This is a genomic window from Streptomyces sp. NPDC002076, from assembly GCF_053593835.1.
Genome location: NZ_JBSFDI010000014.1, coordinates 189,297 through 213,061, shown reverse-complemented (window position 1 = coordinate 213,061; position 23,765 = coordinate 189,297). Strand labels below are relative to the sequence as shown.

General features: G+C 70.5%; 19 protein-coding genes and 1 pseudogene. 14 read left to right on the top strand and 6 right to left on the bottom strand.

Translation table 11 applies throughout. The annotated features are described in order from the left end of the window. Positions 1–78: 78 nt before the first annotated feature. Complete coding sequence (locus ACWCQS_RS28405; RefSeq protein ID WP_451007085.1) at positions 79–1,269, top strand: acyl-CoA dehydrogenase family protein; 1,191 nt, start codon at positions 79–81, stop codon at positions 1,267–1,269. A 36-nt stretch (positions 1,270–1,305) separates the two neighbouring features. Here the strand turns inward: ACWCQS_RS28405 and ACWCQS_RS28400 are convergent, their stop codons facing one another. Beyond that, the gene (locus tag ACWCQS_RS28400) at positions 1,306–1,743 is read right to left on the bottom strand and encodes a cell division protein SepF (protein WP_388626574.1); all 438 of its coding nucleotides are present in this window, start codon (positions 1,741–1,743) and stop codon (positions 1,306–1,308) included. A gap of 268 nt (positions 1,744–2,011) precedes the next feature. Between ACWCQS_RS28400 and ACWCQS_RS28395 the strand changes: the two genes are divergently transcribed. Next, positions 2,012–3,193 (top strand): DUF5685 family protein, encoded by a 1,182-nt coding sequence (locus ACWCQS_RS28395; protein ID WP_451007084.1) that lies wholly within the window; start codon positions 2,012–2,014, stop codon positions 3,191–3,193. Positions 3,194–3,216: 23 nt separating this feature from the next. Here the strand turns inward: ACWCQS_RS28395 and ACWCQS_RS28390 are convergent, their stop codons facing one another. Further along, positions 3,217–4,140, bottom strand: a complete 924-nt coding sequence (locus ACWCQS_RS28390) for an ABC transporter substrate-binding protein (protein ID WP_451007083.1) — start codon at positions 4,138–4,140, stop codon at positions 3,217–3,219. A gap of 415 nt (positions 4,141–4,555) precedes the next feature. Between ACWCQS_RS28390 and ACWCQS_RS28385 the strand changes: the two genes are divergently transcribed. The 9 genes from ACWCQS_RS28385 to ACWCQS_RS28345 all read left to right on the top strand — a co-directional run bounded on the left by ACWCQS_RS28385 (position 4,556) and on the right by ACWCQS_RS28345 (position 16,934). Beyond that, complete coding sequence (locus ACWCQS_RS28385; RefSeq protein ID WP_451007082.1) at positions 4,556–5,413, top strand: amino acid ABC transporter permease; 858 nt, start codon at positions 4,556–4,558, stop codon at positions 5,411–5,413. After that, the gene (locus ACWCQS_RS28380; RefSeq protein ID WP_451007081.1) at positions 5,410–7,170 is read left to right on the top strand and encodes an FAD/NAD(P)-binding protein; all 1,761 of its coding nucleotides are present in this window, start codon (positions 5,410–5,412) and stop codon (positions 7,168–7,170) included. The genes ACWCQS_RS28385 and ACWCQS_RS28380 overlap by 4 nt, the downstream gene beginning before the upstream one ends. Further along, positions 7,167–7,928, top strand: coding sequence for an amino acid ABC transporter ATP-binding protein (locus ACWCQS_RS28375; RefSeq protein ID WP_451007080.1), 762 nt, complete (start codon positions 7,167–7,169; stop codon positions 7,926–7,928). Before ACWCQS_RS28380 ends, ACWCQS_RS28375 begins: the two co-directional genes overlap by 4 nt. A gap of 3 nt (positions 7,929–7,931) precedes the next feature. Next, on the top strand, positions 7,932–9,047 hold the full coding sequence (locus tag ACWCQS_RS28370; protein WP_451007079.1) for an LLM class flavin-dependent oxidoreductase: 1,116 nt from the start codon (positions 7,932–7,934) through the stop codon (positions 9,045–9,047). Beyond that, complete coding sequence (locus ACWCQS_RS28365) at positions 9,044–10,297, top strand: NtaA/DmoA family FMN-dependent monooxygenase (protein ID WP_451007078.1); 1,254 nt, start codon at positions 9,044–9,046, stop codon at positions 10,295–10,297. Before ACWCQS_RS28370 ends, ACWCQS_RS28365 begins: the two co-directional genes overlap by 4 nt. A gap of 23 nt (positions 10,298–10,320) precedes the next feature. Next, entirely contained in the window at positions 10,321–11,109 is a 789-nt protein-coding gene (locus tag ACWCQS_RS28360; protein WP_451007077.1) for a DUF1684 domain-containing protein, read from the top strand. A gap of 207 nt (positions 11,110–11,316) precedes the next feature. Further along, the gene (locus ACWCQS_RS28355) at positions 11,317–12,216 is read left to right on the top strand and encodes a S1 family peptidase (protein WP_451007076.1); all 900 of its coding nucleotides are present in this window, start codon (positions 11,317–11,319) and stop codon (positions 12,214–12,216) included. Positions 12,217–12,486: 270 nt separating this feature from the next. After that, on the top strand, positions 12,487–15,924 hold the full coding sequence (locus ACWCQS_RS28350) for a DNA polymerase III subunit alpha (protein WP_451007075.1): 3,438 nt from the start codon (positions 12,487–12,489) through the stop codon (positions 15,922–15,924). Then, a complete protein-coding gene (locus ACWCQS_RS28345) occupies positions 15,921–16,934 on the top strand; it encodes a DNA polymerase Y family protein (protein WP_451007074.1) in 1,014 nt (337 codons plus the stop codon). The genes ACWCQS_RS28350 and ACWCQS_RS28345 overlap by 4 nt, the downstream gene beginning before the upstream one ends. On the opposite strand, the gene ACWCQS_RS28340 is transcribed toward ACWCQS_RS28345, so the two are convergent. Further along, a complete protein-coding gene (locus tag ACWCQS_RS28340) occupies positions 16,912–17,268 on the bottom strand; it encodes a cupin domain-containing protein (protein ID WP_451007073.1) in 357 nt (118 codons plus the stop codon). The genes ACWCQS_RS28345 and ACWCQS_RS28340 overlap by 23 nt on opposite strands. Positions 17,269–17,459: 191 nt before the next feature. Here ACWCQS_RS28340 and ACWCQS_RS28335 point away from each other — a divergent pair. Together ACWCQS_RS28335 and ACWCQS_RS28330 are read left to right on the top strand one after the other, a co-directional pair. Then, positions 17,460–17,684 (top strand): annotated as a pseudogene (locus ACWCQS_RS28335) (MarR family transcriptional regulator); the annotation flags it as partial. Positions 17,685–17,851: 167 nt separating this feature from the next. Continuing rightward, on the top strand, positions 17,852–18,715 hold the full coding sequence (locus ACWCQS_RS28330; protein WP_451007072.1) for an esterase/lipase family protein: 864 nt from the start codon (positions 17,852–17,854) through the stop codon (positions 18,713–18,715). Between the two features lie 49 nt (positions 18,716–18,764). Here ACWCQS_RS28330 and ACWCQS_RS28325 read toward each other — a convergent pair whose 3' ends face one another. Beyond that, entirely contained in the window at positions 18,765–19,727 is a 963-nt protein-coding gene (locus ACWCQS_RS28325; RefSeq protein ID WP_451007071.1) for a lytic polysaccharide monooxygenase auxiliary activity family 9 protein, read from the bottom strand. Between the two features lie 936 nt (positions 19,728–20,663). On the opposite strand from ACWCQS_RS28325, the gene ACWCQS_RS28320 reads away from it, so the two are divergent. Further along, positions 20,664–21,173 (top strand): hypothetical protein, encoded by a 510-nt coding sequence (locus ACWCQS_RS28320; RefSeq protein WP_451007070.1) that lies wholly within the window; start codon positions 20,664–20,666, stop codon positions 21,171–21,173. Positions 21,174–21,599: 426 nt separating this feature from the next. On the opposite strand, the gene ACWCQS_RS28315 is transcribed toward ACWCQS_RS28320, so the two are convergent. Together ACWCQS_RS28315 and ACWCQS_RS28310 are read right to left on the bottom strand one after the other, a co-directional pair. Continuing rightward, complete coding sequence (locus ACWCQS_RS28315; RefSeq protein ID WP_451007069.1) at positions 21,600–22,493, bottom strand: COG4705 family protein; 894 nt, start codon at positions 22,491–22,493, stop codon at positions 21,600–21,602. A gap of 440 nt (positions 22,494–22,933) precedes the next feature. Further along, positions 22,934–23,431, bottom strand: coding sequence for a DUF4265 domain-containing protein (locus ACWCQS_RS28310; protein ID WP_451007068.1), 498 nt, complete (start codon positions 23,429–23,431; stop codon positions 22,934–22,936). Between the last annotated feature and the right edge of the window lie 334 nt (positions 23,432–23,765).

The following is a 23,765-nucleotide window of genomic DNA, read 5'->3' as shown; positions in this document are numbered from 1 at the left end:
TGCAGGACACCGCACCGTAACGTCGGCGGCACATAAGTGATTAGCGGTGCTAGTTTTCTGTGTGCCGGAGGGTGTCCCATGTCCGCGTCCGCGAAGTTGCCCCCTTTCGATCCCGCCGACCCGCTCGGGATCGACGACCTGCTGGAACCGGAGGACCTGGCCGTGCGGGACACCGTGCGGTCCTGGGCGGCGGACCGGGTGCTGCCGTACGTCGCCGAGTGGTACGAGAAGGGCGAGTTGCCCGGCATCCGTGAACTCGCGCGCGAACTCGGCTCCATCGGCGCCCTCGGCATGTCCCTGACCGGATACGGCTGTGCGGGGGCGACGGCCGTGCAGTACGGCCTGGCCTGCCTGGAGCTGGAGGCGGCGGACTCGGGCATCCGGTCCCTCGTCTCCGTGCAGGGCTCCCTCGCCATGTACGCGATCCACCGGTTCGGCAGCGAGGAGCAGAAGCTTCGGTGGCTGCCCCGCATGGCGGCCGGCGAGGTGATCGGCTGCTTCGGGCTGACCGAGCCCGACCACGGCTCCGACCCCGCCTCCATGCGCACCCACGCCAAGCGCGACGGCGACGACTGGGTGCTCAGCGGCCGCAAGATGTGGATCACCAACGGGTCGGTCGCCGGCGTGGCCGTCGTCTGGGCGCAGACCGAGGACGGCATTCGCGGCTTCGTCGTCCCCACCGACACCCCCGGCTTCTCGGCGCCCGAGATCAAGCACAAGTGGTCCCTGCGCGCCTCCGTCACCAGCGAACTGGTGATGGACGACGTACGACTGCCCGCGGACGCCGTGCTCCCGGAGGGCGCCGGACTGCGCGGACCGCTCAGTTGTCTGTCCCACGCCCGCTACGGCATCGTCTGGGGGGCGATGGGCGCGGCGCGCAGCAGCTTCCAGGCGGCGCTCGACTACGCGAGGACGCGGGAGCAGTTCGGGCGGCCCATCGGCGGCTTCCAGCTCACCCAGGCCAAGCTCGCCGACATGGCGGTGGAACTGCACAAGGGGATCCTGCTCGCCCACCATCTGGGGCGGCGGATGGACGCCGGCCGCCTGCGTCCCGAGCAGGTCAGCTTCGGCAAGCTCAACAACGTCCGCGAGGCCATCGAGATCTGCCGTACGGCGCGGACCATCCTCGGTGCCAACGGGATCTCGCTCGAATACCCCGTGATGCGGCACGCGACCAACCTCGAGTCGGTGCTCACCTACGAGGGCACCGTCGAGATGCACCAGCTCGTGCTGGGCAAGGCGCTCACCGGGCTCGACGCCTTCCGGTGAGTACCGGGGCGGGCAGGGCCGGTGAGCGGCCCTGCCTCAGCTCTGGTTGAAGAAGCCGTCCTCGCGGTGGGCGGACGCCTCACCGCTGATGATCTGGGTGTCGGCCGGGGTGAGCAGGAACACCCGGTTGGACACCCGGTCGATCGAGCCGCGCAGACCGAAGATGAGCCCCGCCGCGAAGTCCACCACGCGCTTGGCGTCGCCGGGCTCCATGTTGGTGAGGTTCATGATGACCGGGACCCCGTCCCGGAACAGCTCGCCGATGGCGCGGGCGTCCCGGAAGCTGTCCGGGGTGACCGTGCCGATCCGGCGGCCCTTCTCCTCGGCCGTGTCCGAGGCCACCTTCACCCGCGGGTCGGTGACCCAGGCGTCCCCGGATTCGGAGCCCTCGGAGTACTCGTCGTCGTAGTAACGCTCGTCATCGTTGTCGTCGACGAGGCCGAGCCACGCACTCGCCTTGCGTACCGATCCCATGGACGCCTCCTCTCACAGCGGTCTTTTTCTGCTTTCCGCGTCCCTATGGTCATCCATGATGCGGACGGCGCGCCAAGTGGATAGACGCCGCGCGGGGGGTTTGTGACGGTACTGGTGCACAGCCGATCCGTCGAGAGCCCTTGTGCCCCAAGGGTCGCGACTCATACGGCTGCTGACTGAGAGTGAAATATGATTGTCGGCGGCGGATGGGTGATGATCGGTGCGTACGGGTGAACGTCAACGTCGTACCACACCACGGGGGATCGTCGTGTTCGGAATCGTCAGACCGTGCTCTCATCGACTCGGCGAAAGCCTCAAGGCCGAGTGGATGGCGCACTTGTGCGGGCTCTGCCTCGCCCTGCGCCGCGATCACGGGCAGCTCGCGCGTATCGTGACGAACTATGACGGCCTTCTCATATCGGTCCTGACGGAGGCTCAGACCGGACGGACCGCCGACGGCCGCCGTACGGCCGGGCCGTGCGCGCTGCGCGGGATGCGCACCGCCTCCGTCGCCCAGGGCGAGGGCGCCCGGCTCGCCGCCGCCGTCTCGCTGGTGCTCGCCGCGGTGAAGGTGCGCGACCATGTCGCCGACCGGGACGGGCTGCTGGCCCGCCGGCCCGTGGCCGCCGCCGCGCGCCGCGTCGCCGCGGGCTGGGGCAGGGCCGGCGCCCACAGCGGCGCCGCGGTCGGCTTCGACACCGGCGTCCTCGTCGAGGCCGCGGGCCGGCAGCTCGGCCTGGAGACCCTCGCCGGGTACGGCACCCCGATCCTGACGGTCACCGAGCCGACCGAGAGCGCGACCGCCGCCGCCTTCGCCCACACCGCGGTGCTGGCCGGACGGCCGGGCAACGCACAGCCGCTCGCGGAGGCCGGCCGGCTCTTCGGGCGGCTCGCGCATCTACTGGACGCCGTGGAGGACCAGGAGGCCGACGCCGCGTCGGGCGCCTGGAACCCCCTCACCGCCACCGGCACCTCCCGGGCCGAGGCCCGCCGGCTCGCCGACGACGCCGTGCACGGCATCCGGCTCGCCCTGCGGGAGGCCGAGTTCGCCCACGGCAGGCTGGTCCACCTGCTGCTCGTGCACGAACTGGAGCGCTCGGTGGACCGCGCGTTCGGCACGCGCGCGTGCGGACACGCGCCCGAGGCCTCCTTCGGACCGCCGCCCGGCCACCACGCGCCGAAAACGCCGGGCCACCCGTACGGCAATCCCTTCGGCGGGCAGCCGCCGCACCCGGACAAGCGCGGCTTCTGGGCCGGCTGCGCGGCCGCCCTCGGCCTGTGCTGCACCTGCAAGGTGTGCTGCGCCGACGAGTTCGAGGGGCCCTGGTCGCGCAAGAAGCGCGAGGGGTGCTGTGCCAACTGCGACTGCGACTGCGACCTGTCGTGCTGCGAGGCCTGCCAGTGCTGCGAGTGCTGTGAGTGCTGCTCGTGCTGTGACTGCGGCCTGTGACGGTGCCCCTGTGACCGTCCCGCTCAGTTCTTCAGTTCCGGCGGGCTGATCCGCGACCTGGCGATGGCCGAGCCCGTCGTGCCCCACTTCCTGAGGATCTTCTCGTACGTGCCGTCGGCCAGCAGCCTGTTCACCGCCGCCCGGAAGGCGGGGGTGAGCCTGCTGCCCTTCTTGAAGGCGAAGCCCACGTCCAGGCGGTGGTACTCGTTCAGGAACTTCAGGCCCGGCTGGTGGGCCACGGCGTAGTGCAGGCCGTTGATGGTGGACATCACCACGTCGCTGCGGCCCTGTTGGACCGAGGACCAGATCGCGCTCGGCTCGGAGTAGGTCTGCACCTGGTACGGCTTCCTGCCCGCGTCGGTGCACACGTGCTCGTTCTCCTCCAACGTGGCCTCGAAGGTCGTGCCGGCGCCGGTCGCCACGTTCAGCCCGCAGAGCTGCTTCAGGTCGGTGATCCGCGTCAGTTTGCTGTCCTTGCGGGTGGCGAAGCCCTGGCCGTCGTTGATGTAGGTGACGAAGTCGATGGTTCTGCGGCGCTCGTCGGTGACGCCGAAGTTGGAGGCGCCGAAGTCGTACTTGCCGCTGTCCAGCGCGGGCAGGATCGCCTCGAAGCTCGCCTGCTCCACCTTCAGCCTGAGGCCGAGCACCTTGGCGACCGCCTTGGTGAAGTCGACGTCCTGGCCGGTCAGCGTCTTGCCGTCGGAGAGGTACGTGGTGCCGGGCGGGGTGCCGCCGACGCTGATGGCGACGGTGAGGCGGGTGGTGCCGGCGGGCAGCAGCCCGGCCGCCGCCTCGTCCTTCTTCTCGGCGGAGACGACGTCGGCGGTGGGTACGTCGTCGGACTTGGCCGCCACCGGGGCTGTGCCCGCCCCGCCCGAGCCGCAGGCGGTGAGGAGCAGGGCGGCCGACGTAATGCAGATAGAAGGTACAAAATGACGCGTGCGCATCGGTTGCGGTCTCCTGGGAGCGGAAAGGGTGCAGAGCGCGAGGGGAGGGGTGCGCGTGTGAAGGCGAGGAAAAGGAGAAAGAGGGAGAACGCGAGGGCGCCCGCCCGGAGGGCAGGCGCATGCAGGGGGTCAGCTCAACAGGAAGAGGACCACACGCGACCGAAGTCGATGTGGGAGCGGGTGACCAGCCACTGCTGTGGATGCATGGGCCAAGTGGAACAGGCATCCGGTTCCGCGTCAACTCACTTGAGACGTACGGCTCACAGTTCGGACAGCCTTGACAGCGAAGGGAAATGCCCACGTACTCTCGGTGGGCGGCCCTGCTGAGGGGCTCGGCCGCACCCGCGCCGCACGGCGCGTCCGTGTGAAGGCACCACCCGTGTTCTGACGTCTCTTCGCGTCACGGAGCCTTCGCATGTCATCCGACACCCTCGCCACATCCCCCGCCGCCTCGGGCATTCCCGAGCCCGCGAACGCCCCGCGGATCGTCCCGCGGCGCCGGTACGGCCAGTGGGCGGCAGCCGTCGTCGTCCTCGTGCTGCTCGGCCTCGCCGTCAACTCCGTCCTGCGCAACAAGGCGTTCCAGTGGGACGTCGTCGCCGACTACTTCACCACCGGCTCCATCCTGCGCGGGCTCTGGCTCACGCTGTGGCTGACCGCGGTCGTGATGGTTCTCGGCTTCGCCCTGGGCACCCTGCTCGCCGCCTTCCGGCTCTCCGCCAACCCCGTGCTGCGCGCGGTCGGTTGGGGCTATGTGTGGCTGTTCCGCTCGATCCCGATCCTGGTGCAGCTGCTGCTGTGGTTCAACATCGGGGCGCTGTACCCGCAGGTGTTCGGCGTGAGGACCGTCAACCTGCTCACCCCGGTCGCCGTCGCGATCGTCGGACTCACCCTGCACGAGGCCGCCTTCGCCGCCGAGGTCGTCCGGGCCGGCATCCTCTCCGTCGACCGCGGGCAGATCGAGGCCGCCCAGGCGCTGGGCCTGAGCCGGTCGCGGCGCTGGTGGCGGATCGTGCTGCCGCAGGCCATGCGCGCCATCGTGCCGCCCGCCGGCAACATGCTCGTCGGCACCCTCAAGGGCACCTCGATCGTCAGCGTCATCGCCGTCGACGACCTGCTGTTCTCCGCCCAGTTGATCTACCACCGGACCTACCAGGTCATCCCGCTGCTGATGGTCGCGACCCTCTGGTACGCGGTCGTCACCTCGGCTCTCGGCCTCGGACAGCACTACATCGAGAAGCACTACGCGCGTGGCACGGAGCACACCCGATGAGGCCGCAGCTGGTGATCGTGGGAGCCGGGCCGCGGGGGACCGGACTGCTGGAGCGCATCGCCGCCAACGCCCCCGAGCTGTACGCCGGCCGGGGCCTCGACATCCATCTGGTCGACCCGCATCCGCCGGGCGGCGGCCGCATCTGGCGGCAGGAGCAGTCCCCGCTGCTGTGGATGAACTCGCACGCCGAGGACGTCACCATGTTCACCGACGAGACGGTGACCATGGAAGGGCCGGTGCGCGAGGGCCCCACCCTGCACGAGTGGGCAGGCCTCGACGGCGGCACCTTCGCCGACCGGCAGCTCCAGGGCCGCTACCTGCGCTGGGTGTACGAGCGCGCGCGGGCCGAGCTGCCCGAGGGCATCACCGTCCACCACCATCCCCGGCGCGCCCTGCGGATCAGTGGTCCGTGCGAGGGCCGTCAGCAGGTGTGGCTGGAGGGCCGCCCGCGTCCCCTCCCCGCCGACCTGGTGATCCTCGCCATCGGCCATCTGGACGCCCAACTCGACGGCGACCAGGCGGAGTTGGCCGCCTACGCCCGCGAGCACGACCTGGTGCACCTGCCGCCCGACTTCACCGCCGACAGCGACCTGTCCCCGCTGAGGCCCGGCGAACCCGTTCTCGTGCGCGGCTTCGGGCTGGCCTTCGTCGACCTGATGGTGCTGCTCACCGAGGGGCGCGGCGGGCGGTACCAGGGCGACACCTACGTTCCCTCGGGGCAGGAGCCGGTGCTCCACGTCGGCTCGCGGCGCGGAGTGCCGTACCACGCGAAGATCGGCTACGACTGGACCGGCGACCGGCCCCCGCTGCCCCGCTTCCTCGGCCCGGCCCAGGTCGAGGCCCTGCGGGCCCGTCCCGGCGGCCTCGACTTCCGCCGCGATGTGTGGCCGCTGGTGGAGAAGGAGCTGGGCTTCGCCCACTACCACCGCCTCTTCACCGCCCACGCCGAGCGTACCGCGATGGCCTGGGCCGACTTCGAGGAGAAGTACGCGGCCGCGAGCGACGCCGCCGAGGTGCAGGCGCTGGTCGCCGCCGCCGTGCCCGATCCGGCCGACCGGCTCGACCTCACCGCGCTCGATCATCCGCTGGACGGGGTGCGCCATGCCTCGCACGAGGACTTCCAGGAGGGCCTGCGGGGGTATGTCGAGGCGGACCTGAGACGCCGGCACGATCCCTCCTACAGCGCGGACCTCGGCGTCTTCCTCGGGCTGCTCTCCGTCTACGGGCAGCTCGTCCGCCTCGGGAACATCGGCCCGTGGTGGCATGGATTCTTCAGCTACCTGGCGTCCGGGCCGCCCGGACCCCGGCTGCGGCAGATGCTCGCGCTGTCCCGGGCCGGCCTGCTCAGGTTCGTCGGCGCCGACATGACGGTCACCGCCGCGGACGGGGTGTTCCGGGCCACGAGTCCCACCGTGCCGGGCTTCGTCGTCGAGGCCCGGGCGCTGGTCGAGGCCCGGCTGCCCGAGCCCACCGTCGGCCGGGCCCGCGACCGCCTGCTGCGCGCACTGCACGCCGACGGCGCCGCCGAGACCCCCGACGGACTGCTCCGGGTCGACCCCGGCGACGGCCGGATCCTCGACGGCGCCGGGCGTCCGCATCCCCGGCGCTTCGCGCTCGGCCCCTACACCGATGCCCGTACCCCCGGCGCCTTCACCCGGCCGCGCACCGGCGGGGCCGCGTTCCGGCAGAACGACGCCACCGCCCGGGCGGCGCTGGCCTTCCTGAGCACCTCACTCGAAAGGGAACCCGCGCGATGAGCGTCATGGTCGACATCAGGTCGGTGCACAAGAGCTTCGGCCCGCTCGACGTCCTCAAGGGCATCGATCTCCAGGTGCGCGCCGGTGAGGTGACGGTCGTGCTCGGCCCCTCCGGCTCCGGCAAGTCCACGCTGCTGCGCACCATCAACCATCTGGAGAAGGCGGACCGGGGCGAGATCAGTGTCGACGGCTCGCTGATGGGGTACCGGCGCGCCGGGGACAAGCTGTACGAACTGCCCGAGCGCGAGGTGCTGCGACAGCGCACCCGGATCGGGTTCGTCTTCCAGAACTTCCACCTCTTTCCCCACCTCACGGTCCTCGACAACGTCGTCGAGGCCCCGGTGTCCGCGCTGAAACGGCCCCGCAAGGAGGCGGTGGAGGACGCGCGCCGGCTGCTGGAGCGGGTCGGGCTCGGCGACAGGGCCGACGCGTACCCACGGCAACTGTCCGGCGGGCAGCAGCAGCGCGTCGCCATCGCGCGGGCACTCGCGCTGGAGCCCGGGCTGCTGCTGTTCGACGAGCCGACCTCGGCGCTCGATCCCGAGCTGGTCGGCGAAGTCCTCGATGTCATCCGGGACCTGGCGGCTCGGGGCACGACGATGATCGTCGTCACGCACGAGATCGCGTTCGCCCGTGAGGTCGCCGACACGGTGGTGTTCATGGCCGATGGCAGGATCGTCGAGCAGGGGCCGCCGGGCGAGGTGCTGGACCGGCCGCGGCACGAGCGGACGCGGGCGTTTCTGGCGAAGGTGCTGTGAGACATGGGCGCCTCGTACGGCCGTGGGCCGCTGCATCTCGCCGCCGCCGTCGATCTGCCGGACTGTTTCCGTGCCGAACCGTACGTCGAGCTGGTCCGGCTGGCCGAGCGCGGGGGGCTGGACTTCGTGACGCTGGACGACTCCTTCGCCCGGCCCGGGCCCGATGCGCTCGCCGTGCTGTCCCGGGCGGCGCCCGCGACCCGGCGCATCGGTCTGGTCCCGACCGTCACCACCACCCACACCGAGCCCTTCGTGGTGCAGGCGGCCGTGGCGACGCTGGACTGGGTCAGCCGTGGGCGGGCCGGCTGGCGGATCGACGTGTCCGCCGGTGAGGACGAGGCCCGGCTCTTCGGCCGCCGACCCGCGGCGCCCGGCCCGGACTTGTGGGACGAGGCGGGCGAAGTCGCCGACGTGGCGGCGAGGTTGTGGGACAGCTGGGAGGACGGCGCGGAGATCCGGGACCTGCACAGCGGCCGTTTCCTGGACCGGGACAAGCTGCACCGCGTCGACTTCACCGGCACCGCCTTCTCGGTCCGCGGCCCCTCGACCGTGCCCCGGCCACCGCAGGGCCACCCCGTCCGCCTGGTCGACGCCACCGGGCGCCGGGCCCGTGCCGTCGCCGCCCGGTACGCCGACGTGGCCCTGGTCCGCGCCGTGACCCCGGCGCAGGCCACCGCCGTACGCGACGAACTGCGCGCGCGTGCCGCCGAGTCCGGGCGGGACCCGGGCACCCTGCGGGTCCTGGTGAGCCTGCTGGTCGACCTCGGCGACGGCGAGCACGCGGCCGCGCGCGGACACGGGGGCGGGGGCCCGCGGCCGACCGGGCGGGGGCCGCTGTACCGGGGCGGCCCGGTCGACCTGGCCGAACTGGTCGCCGGCTGGCACGCCGACGGTGTCACCGACGGCTTCCACCTCGTGCCCGTCGAGCCTGGCCGCGACCTGGAGCGGCTGGTCAACGGCACGGTGGCACTGCTCCAGCACCGCGGCCTGTTCCGCACCTTCTACGCGGGCGGCACCCTGCGCGAGCACCTGGGTCTGGCCCGGCCCGCCAACCAGTACGCGGTGACCGGGAGAGACGCCGGGCCGGCGGGGAACGTCATGATCGGGGGAACGCCATGACCGTACGACCGCAGCTGCATCTGGCGGTCCGGTGCCCGGCGGCCGAGGACACCGCGGTGTGGTCCGATCCCGGCACCGGCTCGCGGATCGCGTTCCCCTCCTACGAACGCCTCGCCCGCACCGCCGAACGCGGGCGGTTCGACTTCCTGCTGCTCGACGAGGGTCTGCGGCTGCCCGAGCACCGGGGGCGGCCGCACGACCTGGACCCGGTGGGATGGCCGGAGCCGGTCGCCGTACTGAACGCTCTCGCCGCGGGCACCGCACGGCTCGGACTCGCCGCCACGGTGGACACCGCCTTCGGCGAGCCGTACGAACTCGCCCGCAGGATCGGCACGTTGGACCACCTGAGCGGGGGCCGGGCGGCCTGGCGGGTGGCGGCCACGCCGGACGCCGCGGAGAACTTCCGCCCCGGCGTCCACCCGGAGCGTGCCCCCCGCGCCACGAGAACCGCCGAGTTCGTCACCGTGGCGCAGCTGCTGTGGGACTCCTGGACACCCGAGGGGACGCCCCGGCCGTTCACGCACCAGGGCCGGCACTTCGACCTCGCCGGCGAGTTCGGCCTGCCGCGTTCACCGCAGGGGCGGCCCGTGGTGATCCAGGGCGACGAGTCCGCGGAGGCACGGGAGCTGGCCGCGGCCACGGCCGATGTGCTCCTCACCCGGCACGGCTCCCCGGAGGCGGCCCGCGCCCGCCGCGCCGATGTCCGGCGGCGGCTCGCGGCGTACGGCCGTGCGCCGCGGGATGTGAAGGTCATGCCCGCCGTCACCGTCGTCCTCGGGGACACCGCCGCCGAGGCGCAGGAGCGAGCCGCCGGGATCAGACGGCAACGGGTCACCCCGCAGTACGCGCGGTTCGCGCTGGAGCGGCTCTGGGGCGTGGACCTCTCCGGCCACGACCCCGACGGCCCACTGCCCGCGATCGCCCCTCGGAGCAGGGACCGCGAAACCCTGGCACGCGTCGGGAGATGGCGGGCGCTGGCCGAGGAGAAGGGGCTCTCCAGCCGGGAGACCGTGATCGAGGCGAGCGGCAGGCAGTCCTTCGTCGGCACGCCGGACGCGGTCGCCGCCGACCTCGAAACCCATGTCCGCGAGGGAACGGCCGACGGTTTCCTGCTCGCGGCCGACGGGCTGGAGGAGTTCGTGGACCGGGTGGTGCCGCTGCTCCAGGAACGCGGTGTGTTCCGCACGGAATACCAGGGCGCCACCCTTCGCTCCCATCTCGGGCCGGCACACCCGGCACGGGAAGGCTGATCGCAGATGAAAGGAACGACGGCATGACGACGGACGCAGCCGATGCGTGGAAGCAGTGGCACGAGCAGCGGGTCGAGAAGGTCTCCGCGCCCTACGGGCCGCTCGCGCTGACCGCCACGCACTGGGTCGAGGACCATCCGGACGGGCGACTTCCGGACATTCCCGGGACCTGGGTGGCCGATGGGGAGGGCGTGGTGCTCACCGCCGTGGAGGCCGACGGACTGAGCGTGGAGGGGCGGCCGTTCGCGGGTGAGGTACGGCTCGCCGCCGACCTCGGGCCGGTGGCGGAGGCGCGCGTCGCGCTGGGGGAGAAGCGGCTGGTCGTGCTGGTGCGCGAGGGTGTGTGGGGGGTGCGGGTCTACGACCCCGGTTCCGCCGCCCGCCGCGCCTTCGAGGGTATCGAGGCCACCCCGTACGACGGCCGCTGGTCGGTGCCGGGGCGGTTCACGCCGTACGACGACACCCGCACCGTGCGGGTCGGCAACGCGGACGGGCGCGAGCGGGGGCTCGCCCTCGCCGGTGAGCTCGCCTTCACCCTGGGCGGGCAGGAGCTGACGCTGCGGGTCGCCCAGCAGGGCGACGGGCTGCTGTGGGCGGTGTTCGCCGACGCCACCAGCGGCGACACCAGTTTCCGGTTCCGCTTCCTCTACCCGGCCGCGCCCGACGCCGAGGGGCGTACGACCGTCGACTTCAACCGGGTCCAACTCCCGCCGTGCGCCTTGGCCGACCACTTCATCTGCCCGTTCCCGCCGCCCGGCAACACGCTGGACGCGGCGGTCGAGGCGGGGGAGCGGGCGGTGAGGGTGCGCTGAGCCGGTGTCAGGGGACGTTCGCGTAAAGATGGTTTAAAAGCCAACGGCCGAAAGGCACTCTTGTGGCGACCGGTCGTTCGGCCGAATACTCCCCCTCAGCGCTTGTCAGGGGGGCACGCGTGTGCGGAATCCGGCGCCCCTCCTGGCTGCGCCTCACGGGCCCCGACCCCACGCGGGCCCCCGACTTCCCCTGGGAGGGAACGAAAAGTGAGGATCAAGCGCACCACTTCCGGCAGCGGCACCGCTAGACGGACCCGGCTGATCGCCGTGGCCACCGGTTTCCTGGCCGCGGCCGCGTTCGCCGCCCCCACGGCAAACGCGAGTGACGCCCACACGTTCAGCGCCGCCCAGCTCACCAAGGCCGACTCCGCCGTCCTCAAGGCCGACATACCCGGTACGGCCTGGGCGGTGGACAGCAAGACCAACCGTGTCGTCGTCACCGTCGACAGCACGGTGTCCCAGGCCGGGATCGCCAAGATCAAGCGGCAGGCCGGCGCCGACGCGGGCGCGCTCACCATCAAGCACACCCCCGGCAAGTTCAACAAGCTGATCACCGGCGGCGACGCCATCTACGGCGGTCAGTACCGCTGCTCGCTCGGCTTCAACGTGCACAGCGGCAGCACCTACTACTTCCTCACCGCCGGTCACTGCGGCCAGGTGGCCTCCACCTGGTACAGCAACTCCAGCCACACCACGGTGCTCGGCACCAATGTCGGCTACAGCTTCCCGGGCAATGACTTCGCGCTGGTGCGGTACACCAACTCCTCGATCTCGCACCCGAGTTCGGTGGGCAGCCAGTCCATCACGAGCGCGGCCACGCCGTCCGTGGGCACGACCGTGTACCGGCGGGGTTCCACCACCGGTACGCACAGCGGGCGGGTCACCGCGCTGAACGCCACCGTCAACTACGGCGGCGGTGACATCGTCTACGGGCTGATCCAGACCACGGTGTGCGCCGAGGGCGGCGACAGCGGTGGTCCGCTGTACGCGGGGACCGTGGCGTACGGGCTGACGTCCGGGGGCAGTGGTGACTGCACCTCCGGTGGTACGACGTTCTTCCAGCCGGTGACCGAGGCGTTGAGCTACTACGGGGTCACGCTGCCCTGACGCTCCGCTCCCGTCGGCCCCCGCATGCCCTGTGGTGTGCGGGGGCCTCTTGCGTGCGCTCTCCTCTGTGGCTTTGTCATGCCCGCCGCGCCGGGTGGGTGGGCTGCGGGTGGTGTGTCATGTCCTCACCGTTCTTTTGTGGCGTTTGTGCAGGTGGGAGGCTGTCTGATGAACGTCGTACACACGTTCGAGAATGGGGGTATGGTGGGGGTGGAAGTTGGGAACTGATGTTCGAGAGCTGTTCGGGGCTCACGAGTGCGGGAGGTGCGTGTGCCGGGCTTCGCGCATCTGCACACCGTCTCCGGGTTCTCCCTGAGGTACGGGGCATCCCATCCGGAGCGGCTGGCCGAGCGTGCCTCGGAGCGGGGGATGGACGTGCTCGCGCTCACCGATCGTGACACCGTCGCGGGGACGGTGCGCTTCGCCAAGGCCTGCGCCGGGGTGGGGGTGCGGCCGGTCTTCGGGGTGGATCTGGCGGTGGGCGAGGCCGAGGCCGTGCGGTGTGCGCGGCGGAAGGTGCCGGTGCGGGGTGGGGCCTTCGTGGACGAGTCGGCTCCTCGGGTGACCTTTCTTGCCCGGGACGGGGCCCGGGGATGGGCCGATCTGTGCCGGATCGTCACGGCGGCGCACGGGGGAGAGGGTCTGCCTCTGCTGCCCTGGCCGGACAACCATGGCGACGGCCTGACCGTGCTGCTCGGTGCGGGGTCGGACGTGGGGCGCGCCCTCGCCGCGGGGCGTCCCGACCGGGCCGCGGAGCTTCTCGGGGCGTGGCGTGAGGTCTACGGCGATGCGCTGCGGCTGGAGGCTGTGTGGCATGGGCGTACTGGTACGGGGCCCGGCTCGCTGCGGCTGGCCGCCCGTACCGTCGGGTTCGCCGCCGAGCAGGGGGTCCGGCCGGTGCTCAGCAACGCCGTCCGGTATGCCGATCCCGGCGCGGGGCCCGTTGCCGATGTGCTGGATGCCGCGCGGCGGCTGGTGCCGATCGACCCGCGCGGGGAACTGGACTCCGGCGAGGCCTGGCTGAAGGACGCGCAGACCATGCTGCATGTCGCCGAGCGCGTGGTGGAGGCCGCCGGGTATCGGCGGGACACCGCCCATCGGCTGCTGGAGCAGACCCTGGCCACGGCCGCCGAGTGCCGGGTCGACCCCGAGGGGGATCTCGGTATCGGGACCGTTCACTTTCCCGAGGCGCATCTGGTGGGTGCCGGGCGGCGCTCCGCCCAGCGGGCCCTTGCCTCGCGGGCGGTGGCCGGGATGGTGCGGCTCGGGTACGGCGGCCGGCGCGCGTACTGGGATCGCATGCACCATGAGCTGGACATCATCGCCCACCATGGCTTTGCCTCTTATTTTCTGACGGTTGCTCAGGTGGTCGACGATGTACGGGAGATGGGGATCCGGGTGGCCGCTCGTGGTTCCGGGGCGGGCTCCCTCGTCAATCATCTGCTGGGTATCGCGCACGCCGATCCGGTCGAGCACGGGTTGCTGATGGAGCGCTTCCTCTCCAAGGAGCGTGTGGTGCTGCCCGATATCGACATCGATGTGGAGTCCGCCCGGCGGCTGGAGGTCTACCGGGCGATCATCGACCGGTTCGGTACCGAGCGGGTGGCGACCGTGTCCATGCCGGAGACCTATCGGGTGCGGCATGCCATCCGGGATGTGGGTGCCGCCCTGTCCATGGATCCGGGTGAGATCGACCGGATGGCCAAGTCCTTTCCGCACATCCGGGCCCGGGACGCGCGCGCCGCGCTGGAGGAGCTGCCCGAGCTGAAGCAGCTCGCGAGGGAGCTTCAGCGGGAAGGGGAGCGGTACGGCAGGCTGTGGGAGCTCGTCGAGGCGCTCGATGCCCTGCCGCGCGGGGTCGCCATGCATCCGTGCGGGGTGCTGCTGTCCGACGCCTCGCTTCTCGCCCGTACGCCGGTGGTGCCGACCAGCGGTGAGGGGCTGCCGATGTCGCAGTTCGACAAGGAGGACGTGGAGGACCTCGGGCTGCTCAAGCTCGATGTGCTGGGCGTGCGGATGCAGTCGGCCATGGCGCACGCGGTCGCCGAGGTGGAGCGGGTGACGGGGGAGCGGATCGACCTTGACGCGGTGCCGGCGGGGGATCCGGAGACCTATCGGCTGATTCGGTCCACCGAGACGCTGGGGTGCTTCCAGATCGAGTCGCCCGGGCAGCGGGATCTGGTGGGGCGGCTGCAGCCGAGTACCTTTCACGATCTGGTTGTCGACATTTCGCTGTTCCGGCCCGGGCCCGTCGCCGCCGACATGGTGCGGCCCTTCATCGAGGCGCGGCACGGGCGGGCGCCGGTGCGCTATCCGCATCCGGACCTGGAGGAGCCGTTGCGGGGGACGTACGGCGTCGTCGTCTTCCACGAGCAGGTCATCGACATCGTCGCGATCATGACCGGGTGCGGGCGTGGTGAGGCCGACCGGGTGCGGCGGGGGTTGTCCGACCCGGAGTCGCAGGGGCGGATCAAGGTGTGGTTCGCGCAGCAGGCGGCGGCTCGGGGGTATGGGGAGGAAACGATTCGGCGGACCTGGGAGATCGTGGAGGCCTTCGGGTCGTACGGGTTCTGCAAGGCGCACGCCGTCGCCTTCGCCGTACCGACCTACCAGTCGGCCTGGCTGAAGGCCCATCACCCGGCCGCCTTCTACGCCGGGCTGCTCACGCATGACCCCGGGATGTATCCGAAGCGGCTGCTGCTGGCGGACGCGCGGCGGCGCGGGGTGCCGATCCTGCCGTTGGACGTCAATGTGTCCGGGGTCGCCCATCGGATCGAACTGGAGTCCGAGTCGGGGGTGTGGGGGCTGCGGCTCGCCCTCTCCGATGTGCACGGCATCAGCGAGGCCGAGGCGAAGAGGATCGCGGACGGGCAGCCGTACTCCTCCCTGGTGGACTTCTGGGAGCGGGCGCGGCCGAGCCGGCCGCTGGCACAGCGGCTCGCCCAGGTGGGGGCGTTGGACGCCTTCGGTGCCAACCGGCGCGATCTGCAACTGCATCTGACCGAGCTGCACCGGGGTGCCCGGGGCGGTGGGGGTGGGCAGCTGCCGCTGGCGGGCGGGCGGAAGACCGCGCCGGCGGGGCTGCCGGATCTGACGTCGGCGGAACGGCTCAGCGCCGAGCTGGGTGTGCTGTCCATGGACGCCTCGCGCAACCTGATGGACGACCACCGGGAGTTCCTGAAGGAGCTGGGCGTGGTCTCCGCGCGGCAGCTGCGCGAGGCGCGGCACGGTGAGACCGTGCTGGTCGCGGGCGCCAAGGCGGCCACCCAGACCCCGCCGATCCGCTCCGGCAAGCGGGTCATCTTCTCCACGCTGGACGACGGCACGGGGCTGGTCGACCTGGCGTTCTTCGACGACTCGCACGACGCGTGCGCCCACACCGTCTTCCACTCGTGGCTGCTGCTGGTGCGGGGAGTGGTGCAGCGGCGCGGTCCGCGCAGTCTGAGTGTGGTGGGGTCCGCCGCCTGGAACCTCGCCGAGCTGGTCGAGCTGCGTGCCGAGGGCGGTCTCGACGAGGTGGCGGCGCGGCTCGCGGAGCCCGTGGCCGAGGGCGCGGGCGACGATCCGACCGGTGGACGGCGGATCCAGCTGTCGACCGGATACCAGATGCATCCGTGGGCCGATCTGCGGCCCGCGGGGCAGGAGGCCGCACAAGGGCCTGCTGCCGTACGGAAGTTGTGGCACCAGAGTCCGGGGAGTGCGGGATGACCATTCTCTGCGTACGTTTCCAGCTGCCGCCGATGCACGAGGCGGCCCTGCCGGGGCTGCTCGGGTTGCTGGAGGACTTCACCCCGGTCGTGGAGGCGCTGCCGCCGGACGGGGCGCTGGCCGATCTGCGCGGTGCCGAGCGGTACTTCGGGCGCAGCGCGGTGGAGCTGGCCTCGGTGATCCGGGTGCGGGCCCTCGCGCTGCACGGCGTCGACTGTGTGATCGGCGCCGGTCCCGGGCCGGTGCTGGCCCGTGTGGCGCTGCGCGACGCCCGGCCCGGGGTGACGTGTGTGGTGCCCGAGGACCCGGACGGCATCGCGGAGTTCCTCGCCGAGCGGCCCGTGTCCGCGCTGCCCGGCGTCGGCGCGGCGACCGCCCGCACCCTGAGCGAGTACGGCCTGGACACCCTGGGCCTGGTCGCCGGTGCGCCGCTGTCCACGCTCCAGCGGCTGATCGGCGCGAAGGCCGGCCGTGAGCTGCGCGAGAAGGCGAGCGGCATCGACCGGGACCGGGTCGTGCCGAACGCCGTCTCGCGGTCGCTGGCCACGGAACGCGCCTTCGACCTCGACGAGCTGGATCCCGACCGGCACCGCAGGGCGCTGCTGTCCGCCGCCGAGGAGCTGGGCGCCCGGCTGCGCGCGGTGCGGAAGGTCTGCCGCACCCTGACCCTCACCGTGCGCTACGCCGACCGCTCCTCGACCACCCGCAGCCGCACCCTGAAGGAGCCGACCGCGCACTCGGCGGCCCTGACCAGGTCGGCCTACGGCATGTACGAGGCGCTCGGCCTGCAGCGCGCCCGGGTCCGCGCGCTCGCCCTGCGCGCGGAGGGCCTGGCTCCGGCCGACCAGGCCTCCCACCAGCTCACCTTCGACCCCGTGGACGAGCGGGTCCGCCGGATCGAGGAGGTCGCGGACCGCGCACGGGCCAAGTTCGGGCCCAGGGCGGTGATGCCGGGGGCGCTGGGGCGTGGCGGCGGCTCCTCGTCGGTCAGTTGGCCCAGGGCGGCGTGATGCGGGTGCCGTCGGCCAGCTCCGCCTGCAGGCCGACGGAGGTGGTGACCCAGGAGAGCGCGGTGTGATCGGTCGGGTTCTCCACGGCCAGGGTGGCGCCGGGATTGATGATCACCGTGTCGCCCGCGCCGATGCGGTCGGTGCGGCCGTCGAGGGTGATCAGCAGTTCGCCCACGAGCAGATGAAAGATCTCCTCACGGTTGACGGTGTGCGCGGGCGCCTTGGTGCCGGCCGGAATCTCCCCGCGCCAGGCGCACAGCTCCTTGCTGCGGAGCCGCTCCGCTGGGTTGCGCGGGGTTGAGGGCCTTCTCGACTGCGGGGGGAGCGCCCCCACGCGCCGGAAGCGGCACTGATCGCAAGTACCCGAGAAGCGGTGCCCGTGTTGTCGGCACCGCCCGGGTGCTGCGTTGTCGGGCACCGCCGGACCACGGCGTCCGGGTACAGCGCCGTTGCGGTGGGTTGGGGAGTGGCCGGCGTGGGCCACTCCCCAACCCCGGACACCCCTGACCGTCCGAGTTGCGCAGCGGACTCGTGCGGAAGGGATACGCGGAGCGGCGGCCACATCCGCAGGACGCGCGGGCCCGGCTGGTCGTGCTGACCGAGCGGGGCTGGGCCTGCACCCGGGCGGCGGAGGCGGCGGCCGAGGTCGTGGGGGGATGGGCCGAACTGCGGGGCGAGGGTGAAGTGCGCGTGTTGGGGGAGCGTTTGGCGCGGATCGCTCCCTATGGTCCGGTGAGGCCTGCCTGGTGATGATCCGTCAGCGTTCGGCGGCGCTCTGGTTATCACTGGAAGTTTTTACTGACGCGTAACTTCACACGAGTGCTACTCGCCCGTAACTTGACGAATGAACAGCATCCTCGTGATCCGGATCACAGGGCAAGGCCCCCACCTCCCTTGAGCCGCAAGGAGATCACACGATGCTGCCCTGGAAGCGAGTGCTCAGACCCCTCGCCGCGCTGCTCCTCACCGCCGCCGTCGCCACCGTTCCCGCCGCCACCGCCGCTGCCGCCGACACCGCCCCCTCCAGCGGCTGGAACGACTTCTCCTGCAAGCCCTCCGCCGACCATCCCCGCCCGGTCGTCCTGGTGCACGGCACCCTGGGCAACTCGGTCGACAACTGGCTCTCCCTCGCGCCCTACCTGAAGGACCGCGGATACTGCGTCTACTCCCTCGACTACGGCCAACTGACCGGCGTCCCCCTCTTCTACGGCCTCGGCCCCATCGACAAGTCGGCCGAACAGCTGTCGGCCTTCGTGGACAAGGTGCTCGCCGCGACCGGAGCCGCCAAGGCCGACCTCGTCGGGCACTCCCAGGGCGGCCTGATGCCCCGCTACTACCTGAGGTTCCTCGGCGGATCCGCCAAGGTGAACGCCCTCGTCGGCCTCGCCCCCGACAACCACGGCGCCACCCTGAGCGGCCTCACCAACCTGCTGCCGTACTTCCCCGGTGCCTCGGACCTGATCAAGGCCACCACCCCCGGCCTCGCCGACCAGGTCCCCGGCTCCGACTTCCTCACCAAGCTCAACGCGGACGGCGACACCGTCCCCGGAGTGCACTACACGGTCATCGCCACCAAGTACGACGAGGTGGCCACCCCCTGGCAGAGCCAGTACCTGAGCGGCTCCGACGTCCACAACGTCCTGCTCCAGAACCTGTGCCCGCTCGACCTCTCCGAGCACGTCGCCATCGGCCTGTTCGACCGCATCGCCTTCCACGAGGTGGCCAACGCGCTCGACCCGGCCCACGCCACCGCCACCACCTGCGCGTCGGCCTTCAGCTGACGTGCCGCCGGGGCCTGTCCGGCCTGAGCCGCCGGACAGGCCCCGGAACTCACCGGCGGTGGGCGCCACCCGCCGCGCGCCGCCGCACCGACAGCAACAGCGCCGCCGAACCGAGCGCCAGCGCCGCCGCGCCGCCAATGGCGACATAAGCGGTGCCGGAGGAGGCGCCGGTCTCCGCGAGGTCGCTCGAAGTACCGGCGGCCTTGGGCGCGTTGGGCGCGCCGGAGGGCTGCTGTGCGGGGGCGGTCGTCTCGTCACCGCCCCGACCGTGGTGCCGCATCGTCGACTTGTCGGCACCGGCCGCGATCTGCCGGTCGGAGGGCGCGGAGGCCGTCGGAACGGGGCCGCCGCCGGTGCTCCTCGCGCCGGCGCCGCCGAAGTCCACGTCCGAGCAGGAGTAGAAGGCCTCCGGGCTGTCCGAGCGCTGCCAGATCGCATACAGCAGCTGCCGGCCGGACCGCGCGGGAAGCGCGCCGGAGAACGTGTAGAAGCCGCCCGATGCGACCGGGTCCGTGACCGTCGCCACCGGGTGCTCCAGATCCAGCTCGGACCAGGCCAGCGGCCTGGCGGGGTCGTAACCGGGCCTGGTGATATAGACCTTGAAGGTGCCCTTGTGCGGCGCCGTCACCCGGTACTCGAAGGTGTACGACCCGCTGTGCACCCTCGTCGCCGGCCAGTCGGCGCGAGCCAGGTCCAGCCCCTTGAACTCCTCGTTGTTCGCGCTGCACAGCCTGCCGTCCGGGATCAGCCTCTGGTGCTGTCCGGCGGCGTCGCCGATCCGGATGCCGTTCCAGTCGTACAGCGCCTGTGTGCCGCCGGCCGCCACGGCCGCCCTGCACGCGGCCGACTTCGGGCTCTCGGGACCCTCCGCATAGCACTGCGAGACACGGCTGACCGGATTCCCCATCGAACCGTGCGCGGACGCCGGAGCGGCGGCGAGCGCGGTCAGGGCGAGGGCCGGCAGACCGAGCACGGCCACGACGGCGGCCGCGCGGCGGGCACGAGCGGGCATGCGGAACTCCTCGGCGGACGGTTCTTCGGCGGGGCGGAACCCGGAGGGAGGGACCCATGGGAACCCGTGGGGGTTGATCCGAAGCTAGCCCCGAGAAACCGCGAAATCGCCTGCCGGAGGCGGATGGAGGAGATCCTTATGGTGCCGTTAAGGCCGGACTAACCGAGGGCTCAGGAAGAGGGGGAGGAACCCGGTGGCCCACCTGCGCCCAAGCAGCGCGACTGTCCGCGCCCGTTCAGGTTCGTTCGCAGCCGGACGCCTCAGTTGGCTCCCCGATTGGCTCCCGGCAGCGCGTGCACGTGTTGCCTTGCTGAGCCTGGGCACATGGCTCCGGAGGGCGCTTCGGTCCCAGGAAAAACAGCTGGTCATGGCTTCTTAACTGCACGGCTCTGCTGGGCGTGTCCACAGATAGTCCACGGCCCGCTGACCACTGCCTTAGGAGTTCGATGGATCCGCCACGACTGTCGTGACCCCGCTGGGCATCAAAGCTCTGGACGGTCGTTCAGTGTTGCCCCTGTCCGGCCCGTCGGCTCACTGCCACCAGACGTGCTGGCGTGAGCACCGCCAGACTTGCGACAGACCCGCTTATCGCCCTCGTCACACTTGGACAGGATGAACCCGTCGAACCGCATCAGCTGGGCGCACTCAGGCCACGTGAGTGGGGAGTCGGAGGACATACGTCGCACCGTAGCCTCCCAGACGGTTGCCCTCCTCACCCCTTCTGATCCGTAGCTCTAGCCGCAACGTCGAGAGACGGTCATTCTGGTGCACTGGTATCGACTGAACTCAGCTGTTGAGACCAAGAAGACGCCTCGTTGACGCAAGCATTCCGGTCAGCGTCTTGTTGGTAGGAGCATAACCGGGGGGAGATAGACCTTGGCTGATAGTGGCTGGGTTGCGGTCGCTGGAGCGGTGGTCGGCGGCAGCCTCGCTGGCATGATCGCCCTTGTTCAAGTGCGGTGGCAGCATAAGTTCGATACGACTAAGAGCCGCGAGGACCGTCAATGGACCGAGAGGGCGACGGCCAAAGAGCGAGATCATATCGAAATGGCGCGGCGTCGGGACGAGTTGCTGGAGATCTATACGAGTTATCAGCTGGCAGCGGATCGAGTGGAGAACGCGGTGCGAGAGCTCGCGGACGCCAGACGCGCTGCGCACTCAAATGGGCCCCGTTTCGATGAGGCTTACGAGATCAAGCAGGATTCCTACGAGACTGCCCAGAACGAATACGATAAGGTGTGTGAGGTAGTTAAGCTGATTGCGCCACTACATACAATTGAAGCAATACTTCACCAACGACAGTTGTTTAACCGATTTGCCCTCCAGGCCTTCGACGGCAGTTACGATCACACGGCAAGTTTCCCGGCCATTACTGAAGTGGCCGAGCCCGTGCTCAAAGCTATGCGCTTGGATCTACGTTCCTTTGGCCTCAGCGGGCTGGACTGATCCGTACATGGCTGTGGATCAGAGGAGTTCCTCAACACTGCTTCGCTGATGGGCGCCTGCGCCGGTACCCGAAGCGCCATCGCTGAGCAGGGAAAGGGCTGGCATCGGCTGCCGTCATCTGTCGTCGTCGGCTGCCTTCGGACGGCCCACAGACGGCCCCAGGGATACCCCCGGGGCCGCTCGTGGTTCCCGTTGCCTGGCCCCCTCGATGCGAACTCTCGGCTGAAAGGTCATTCCGGTCCAGGGCACAGTTCGTGCGGTCATCGACAGCCGTTGGCGGTCACCTGTGGTTGCGGTGGTTGCTGTACTCCGCTGCCGTACAGCCTCCGCAGCCGGCTCGGATGGGGCTTTGGGCCCCGTGGCCCCGATGGCGAGGAACAACGCCTCGACTGGAGTCCTCCCGTTGACAGCCTCAACCCCCTCAGCTCAGAATGATCGGCCCGGTCGCCTTCCTTCTGGTGCGCGTGGCGTGTCGGCAGGTTTGCCCGCGTAGTCATCCGCAGAAGTTTCTGTTGATTGACCAGCGGGCTGGCGATAGTGGCTATCGGATGCGAGGACGGTATCCACCGTGTGGGTTTGTTGGCGGTCGGTGAGCATCTGCCAGCCCACCAGAATTGCCAGGACGGCGAGCAGAGCGGATGAGGTGATCGTGGTTCCTACTCCGAGTCCGCCCTGCGCGACGGGCTTTTCCACCGCGTTCTCCGCCACCGCACCCAGAGGGCGGGTCAACACGTAGGCCGCCCAGAACAGCACCGTGCCCGAGATCGGGGTCAGATAGTGCGCGGCAAGGATCACGAGCATGGCCCCGCACAGCAACAGAGAGCTGTCGCGGAAGCCGAGACCTAGACCGCCGGAAAGGAAGTCACCACTCGAGGTGCCCAGCGTGTTGGACACCAGTGTCGCGGTCCAGTACAAGGCCTCGCCCCCCGTTGTGGCGATCCGCTCCACATCCATGGTCTGTCCGGTCATCCGCCACCCGATCAGCACGATCGCCAGCAGGCTGGTCAGCAGAATCGAGCCGCCGGCGTAACCGAGCCCAACGGTGCGGTTGATGTAGTCGGACATCGAGGTGCCCACGATGCTGGTGGTCAGAATGACCGACCAGAACACTATCGGGCGGAAGCGGTCGGCCTTGAGCTGCATCACCAGGGTGAGCACGAAGGCCACCAGAAAGATGATCGCGCCGACGGCGTAGCCGAGATTCAATGGCGCCATCGTGACGAAGTTCGATGCCGACTCGCCCAGCGTTGTGGCCACGATCTTGGTCGCCCAGAACATTGCGCCGACCAGCGGCAACTTGCTCACGGCAACCTTGCTCACTGAAACTTTCATCCTCGTCCCTCATCAGGCACCGGTCCGTCGACTTCCTTGTGGCGGACCGCAGGCCTCGCCCGAGAGGCCATAGGTCCCCACTGGGGGGCGCTTGCTCCCACTTGACCGTGCTGATCCACCCGAGAGGGCGATGGTTGAGCGGCGCCCGACAGTTGAAGCACGTGCTGACTGGGCGCGGGTGTCGGCCGGTACTCTCAGCGACTGGGGCGGCCGCGTCAGGCCGCTTGCGCGGCGGTGGGGCTCGCCGTACCCGAACCGCGGCGAGGATGCCGACAGGCGACCGCTAGAGCCCCAGTTTGGAAGATCGCGTACGCGCGTGGGAGTTCACCTGGCGAGACGGTGACCTGCGCGTTTGTGGGGTGCCCGCTGATATTCCCCGCTGTTCGCCATTGCTTCCCGACCGAACGGGCACGCATAGGGCACGCTGGTCACGCCTCAGACTCTTGCCACCAGTTCAGCGGCTCTCCGTCCGGTCCGAACACATTACTGAAGCCCCACTCGACCAGCACGCTCACGCCTGCTGCCCACGTTGCCATCACGGCCTCGACCGCAGGGAATCCGGAAGCGGCCGGCACCGTCACCACGATGAACCGCCGGTCGGCAGGCGCCTCCACCAGGCCGCCCAGGGAGAGGAAGGCCCCGATCAGGGACTCCAGCGACTCAGCAGCAAAGGAAGGCTCGCCGAATGCTTGGATGCAGAGGTTCGGGCCTCGCCGCTCGACCTGGAACAGGCCATCAGCATTGATCTTCAGCAGGTCCCCCGCCGCGCAGCCCTCGACCATGCCAGGGCTACCCAACAGTTCATAGCTACCAGGACCGACCGCCCGGGCAGGAAGCGTCTCGAACACTGGCCTGCCGGAACTGGCAATGCCAGCCTGGAGTGCCACATGGCAACGGTTGGAGTCCGCTGGGCTCTCGATGCTCATTCCAGCATGCTCGCAGAGGCTGTCCGAGTCGGAGAGTTCAGCCCCCATGGCAGAGCATCTGTCCGGTCCGCCACTACCGGACCACCTCAACACTGCTTCGCTGATGGGCGCCTGCGCCGGTACCCAGCCCACCATCGCTCACCAGGGGAAGGGCTGCCCTCGGCTGTCGTCATCTGTCGTCGTCGGCCGCCCTCGGACGGCCCACAGACGGCCCCAGGGATACCCCGGGGCCGCTAGTGGTTCCCGTTGCCTGGCCCCCTCGATGCGAACTACGGGCGGTGCAGTCGCTGAGGTCATCCGGCCTGGCCACTCGGCCGTCAGCGGTTTGAGACGA

Bases quoted from the DNA above. Each gene is read 5' to 3' on its own strand.
- ACWCQS_RS28405 (WP_451007085.1), top strand. From the start codon at position 79: ATGTCCGCGTCCGCGAAGTTGCCCCCTTTCGATCCCGCCGACCCGCTC.
- ACWCQS_RS28400 (WP_388626574.1), bottom strand. From the start codon at position 1,743: ATGGGATCGGTACGCAAGGCGAGTGCGTGGCTCGGCCTCGTCGACGAC.
- ACWCQS_RS28390 (WP_451007083.1), bottom strand. From the start codon at position 4,140: ATGCGCACGCGTCATTTTGTACCTTCTATCTGCATTACGTCGGCCGCC.
- ACWCQS_RS28385 (WP_451007082.1), top strand. From the start codon at position 4,556: ATGTCATCCGACACCCTCGCCACATCCCCCGCCGCCTCGGGCATTCCC.
- ACWCQS_RS28380 (WP_451007081.1), top strand. From the start codon at position 5,410: ATGAGGCCGCAGCTGGTGATCGTGGGAGCCGGGCCGCGGGGGACCGGA.
- ACWCQS_RS28375 (WP_451007080.1), top strand. From the start codon at position 7,167: ATGAGCGTCATGGTCGACATCAGGTCGGTGCACAAGAGCTTCGGCCCG.
- ACWCQS_RS28370 (WP_451007079.1), top strand. From the start codon at position 7,932: ATGGGCGCCTCGTACGGCCGTGGGCCGCTGCATCTCGCCGCCGCCGTC.
- ACWCQS_RS28365 (WP_451007078.1), top strand. From the start codon at position 9,044: ATGACCGTACGACCGCAGCTGCATCTGGCGGTCCGGTGCCCGGCGGCC.
- ACWCQS_RS28360 (WP_451007077.1), top strand. From the start codon at position 10,321: ATGACGACGGACGCAGCCGATGCGTGGAAGCAGTGGCACGAGCAGCGG.
- ACWCQS_RS28345 (WP_451007074.1), top strand. From the start codon at position 15,921: ATGACCATTCTCTGCGTACGTTTCCAGCTGCCGCCGATGCACGAGGCG.
- ACWCQS_RS28330 (WP_451007072.1), top strand. From the start codon at position 17,852: ATGCTGCCCTGGAAGCGAGTGCTCAGACCCCTCGCCGCGCTGCTCCTC.
- ACWCQS_RS28325 (WP_451007071.1), bottom strand. From the start codon at position 19,727: ATGCCCGCTCGTGCCCGCCGCGCGGCCGCCGTCGTGGCCGTGCTCGGT.
- ACWCQS_RS28320 (WP_451007070.1), top strand. From the start codon at position 20,664: ATGATCGCCCTTGTTCAAGTGCGGTGGCAGCATAAGTTCGATACGACT.
- ACWCQS_RS28310 (WP_451007068.1), bottom strand. From the start codon at position 23,431: ATGAGCATCGAGAGCCCAGCGGACTCCAACCGTTGCCATGTGGCACTC.